At 72.1% G+C, this 3,700-nt stretch carries 1 protein-coding gene and 3 pseudogenes; 3 read left to right on the forward strand and 1 reads right to left on the reverse strand.

The window, feature by feature from the left end:
- Nucleotides 1-682 (reverse strand): annotated as a pseudogene (gene coaBC / locus ACKVMH_RS13005) (bifunctional phosphopantothenoylcysteine decarboxylase/phosphopantothenate--cysteine ligase CoaBC); the annotation flags it as partial.
- 97 nt (nucleotides 683-779) lie between these two features.
- Here coaBC and ACKVMH_RS13010 point away from each other — a divergent pair.
- The 3 genes and pseudogenes from ACKVMH_RS13010 to ACKVMH_RS13020 all read left to right on the forward strand — a co-directional run.
- Nucleotides 780-1,552: pseudogene (locus ACKVMH_RS13010) on the forward strand (JAB domain-containing protein).
- Between the two features lie 66 nt (nucleotides 1,553-1,618).
- On the forward strand, nucleotides 1,619-3,307 hold the full coding sequence (gene argS, locus ACKVMH_RS13015; protein WP_412700610.1) for an arginine--tRNA ligase: 1,689 nt from the start codon (nucleotides 1,619-1,621) through the stop codon (nucleotides 3,305-3,307).
- Nucleotides 3,308-3,700 (forward strand): annotated as a pseudogene (locus tag ACKVMH_RS13020) (SPOR domain-containing protein); the annotation flags it as partial.

Here is a 3,700-nt window from a genome sequence, read left to right on the forward strand (position 1 = left end):
GCGGCGGCCGCGGCCGCGATCGCGAACCCCATCTTGCCGCTGCTGCGGTTGCCGAGGAACCGGACCGGGTCGAGGTCCTCGAAGGTCGGGCCGGCGCTGACCACGACCCGGCGCCCGGCAAGCCCGTCGGTGTTCAAGCCGATGCCCGCGCCAGCGCGGCGACGATCGCCTCGGGCTCCATCATCCGGCCCTCGCCGACCTCGCCGCATGCCTGTCCACCCGAGTCGGGCCCGAGCAGCAGCGCGCCGCGCGCGCGCAGGGTCTCGACATTGGCCTGGGTTGCCGGGTGGGCCCACATCAGCCGGTTCATCGCCGGGGCGAGCGCGAGCGGTGCGTCGGTGGCCAGGCACAGGGTGCTGACCAGGTCGTCGGCCAGCCCGTGGGCCAGGCGCGCGACGGTGTTGGCGCTGGCCGGCGCGATGACGATGCGGTCCGGCCAGCGGGCCAGTTCGATATGGCCCATCGCCGCTTCGGCCGCGGCATCCCACAGCGAGGTCCGCACCGGGCGGCCCGACAGCGCCTGGAAGGTGGTGGCGGTGACGAACCGCTCGGCGTTGGCGGTCATCGCCACCTGCACCACCGCGCCCGCATCGGCCAGCCGGCGCACCAGCGCGGCGGCCTTGTAGGCGGCGACGCCGCCGCACACGCACAGCAGGATCTTCTGGTCTTGCAACAGGTCCACGCGGGCAAATTCCTACCGCCGAAGCGGCGCCCAGCTTACCCGAAGCCGTGTAGCGGCCCGATGGCCGGCGACCACCGCATTGGCGACCCTGACGGCCATGCATATCCGTGACTGGCCGGCCGACGAGCGCCCCCGTGAGAAGCTGCTTTCGCGCGGCGCGGGTGCATTGTCGGATGCCGAGCTGCTGGCGATCTTCCTCGGCTCCGGACTGCGCGGTCGCGACGCCGTCGGCACCGCGCGCGAGCTGCTGCAGGCGCACGGCCCATTGCGGCGGCTGCTCGACCTGCCACCGGCCGCGCTGGCCAAGCTGCCCGGTTTGGGGCCCGCGCGCTCATGCTCGCTGGCGGCGGCACTCGAGCTCGGCCAGCGCCACCTGTCGGCCGACCTCCAGCGCGGCGCCGCACTCAGCGACCCGCAGGCGGCCGGCCGCNATGCTCGCTGGCGGCGGCACTCGAGCTCGGCCAGCGCCACCTGTCGGCCGACCTCCAGCGCGGCGCCGCACTCAGCGACCCGCAGGCGGCCGGCCGCTATTTCTCGCAGCGGCTGCGCGGGCTGCCGCACGAGGTGTTCGCGGTGTTGTTCCTGGACAACCGACACCGCGCGATAGCGTTCGAGGAGCTGTTCCGCGGGACCCTGGACGGCACCGAAGTGCATCCGCGCGAGGTGGTGCGGCGGGCGTTGGCGCACAACGCGGCCGCGCTGATCGTCGGCCACAACCATCCAAGCGGAAACCGCGAACCCAGCGCCGCCGACCGCGCGGTGACCGCACGGCTCAAGCAGGCGCTGGCGCTGGTCGACCTGAGGTTGCTGGACCATTTCGTGATCGCCGACGGCCCACCGGTATCGCTGGCGGCGCGCGGGTGGGTCTGAACCGCCCGGCAGCCCGCGCCGTGGCGGGGTAAAATGCCCGGTTCCGCTGAACCACCCAGGATTCCCGTGAAAGCCTCCATCCGCGCGCTGGTCGCGCAGGCCGTCGACGCGCTGCGCGCGAACGGCACCGTCCCGACCGACCTCGAACTGCCCGACTTCGTCATCGAGCGGCCGAAGAGCCGTGCACAGGGCGACTTCTCGACCAACGCCGCGATGCTGCTTGCCAAGCCGGCGCGGTCCAATCCGCGTGCGGTGGCCCAGGCGATCGTCGACGCGCTGCCGGCCAACGACGACATCGCCCGGGTCGAGATCGCCGGACCGGGCTTCATCAACTTCCACGTGGCCGAGTCGGCTTGGCGCCGCCAGCTGGGCGACGTGTTCGCCCAGGCCGAGGCCTACGGGCGCAACGCCTCCGGACGCGGTCGCCGCGCCGGCGTCGAGTACGTGTCGGCCAACCCGACCGGGCCGCTGCACGTCGGCCACGGCCGCGCCGCCGTCATCGGCGACTGTATCGGCCGCGTGCTCGCCGCCAACGGCTGGGACGTCGCCCGCGAGTACTACTACAACGACGCCGGCGCGCAGATAAACAACCTGGCGATCTCGGTGCAGGAGCGCGCGCACGGCCGCACGCCGGAGGATGCCGGCTGGCCCGAAGACGGCTACCGCGGCGACTACATCAAGGACGTCGCCCGCGCCTACCTGGACGGCGCCAGCGTCGAGGTCGACGGCCAGCACGTCACCGCCGCCGGCGACCCGGACGACATCGACGCGATCCGGCGCTTTGCCGTCGCCTGGCTGCGGCGCGAGCAGAACGCCGACCTGGAGGCCTTCGGGGTCGGCTTCGACGTCTACTTCCTGGAGTCCTCGCTGTACACCGATGGCAAGGTCGAGGAGACGGTGCGCGAACTCGTCGCCCACGGCCACACCTACGAGGAGGGCGGCGCGCTGTGGCTGCGCAGCACCGACTTCGGTGACGACAAGGACCGCGTGATGCGCAAGTCCGACGGCAGCTACACCTACTTCGTGCCGGACGTGGCCTACCACCTGAGCAAGTGGCAGCGCGGCTACGAGCGCGCCATCACCGAGCTGGGTGCCGACCACCACGGCTCGCTGGCACGCGTGCGCGCCGGGCTGCAGGCGCTGGACGCCGGCATCCCGCAGGGCTGGCCGGAGTACGTGCTGCACCAGATGGTGACGGTCATGCGCGGCGGCGAGGAAGTGAAGCTGTCCAAGCGCGCCGGCAGCTACCTGACGCTGCGCGACCTGATCGACGAGGCCGGCCGCGACGCCACCCGCTGGTTCCTGATCGCCCGCAAGCCCGACTCGCAGCTCACCTTCGACATCGACCTGGCCCGCAGCCAGTCGCTCGACAACCCGGTCTACTACGTGCAGGTCAGCCATGCGCGCATGTGCGGGCTGATGCGCCAGCTGGCCGAGCGCGGCCTGGGCTACGACCGCGACGCCGGCCTCGCGCAGCCGCTGGACCTGGACGATGCCGCCGCGCACGAGCTGGTCACCGCGATCCTGCGATACCCGGACGTGGTCGAGGTGGCCGGCCGCGACCTCGAGCCGCACCAGCTGGCGGCATACCTGCTCGAACTGGCACAGACGTTCCAGACGTACTACAACGACCACCAGTTCCTGGTTGACGACGATGCCACCCGGCACGCGCGGCTGGTGCTGGCGATGGCGACCCGCCAGGTGCTGGCGAACGGTCTTGATCTGCTGGGCGTGAGCGCCCCCGAGGTGATGTAAGTGGCAGCACGACGCGGCAAATCCCAGGCTCGACGCAACGCCGGCAACGGCGGACTGCCCGGCTGGGCGTGGATGGTGCTCGGCATCGTCCTGACGATTGTGGTGGTGCTGCTCGCACCGCGGGTGCTGAAGTCCGACGGCGACGGCTTCTTCCGGCCGCAGCCCAACCCCGACGCGCGTCCGGCGCCGGCCTCCAGTGCCGACGATGGCCTGGCCGATGCGACCGACGACGCCCAGCCCGCGGCTGCGGACGAGGGGCCGGACTACGACTTCTACACCCTGCTGCCGGGCAAGGAGGTGCCGATCAGCGATGCCGAACTGGCGGCCACGGAGCGTGCGGAATCCGAGCGACTTGCGGCGCGTGAGCGCACGGCCGAGCAGGCCGCGGCCGAC

This window comes from Lysobacter zhanggongensis, from assembly GCF_046638635.1.
Lineage (GTDB): Bacteria > Pseudomonadota > Gammaproteobacteria > Xanthomonadales > Xanthomonadaceae > Novilysobacter > Novilysobacter luteus.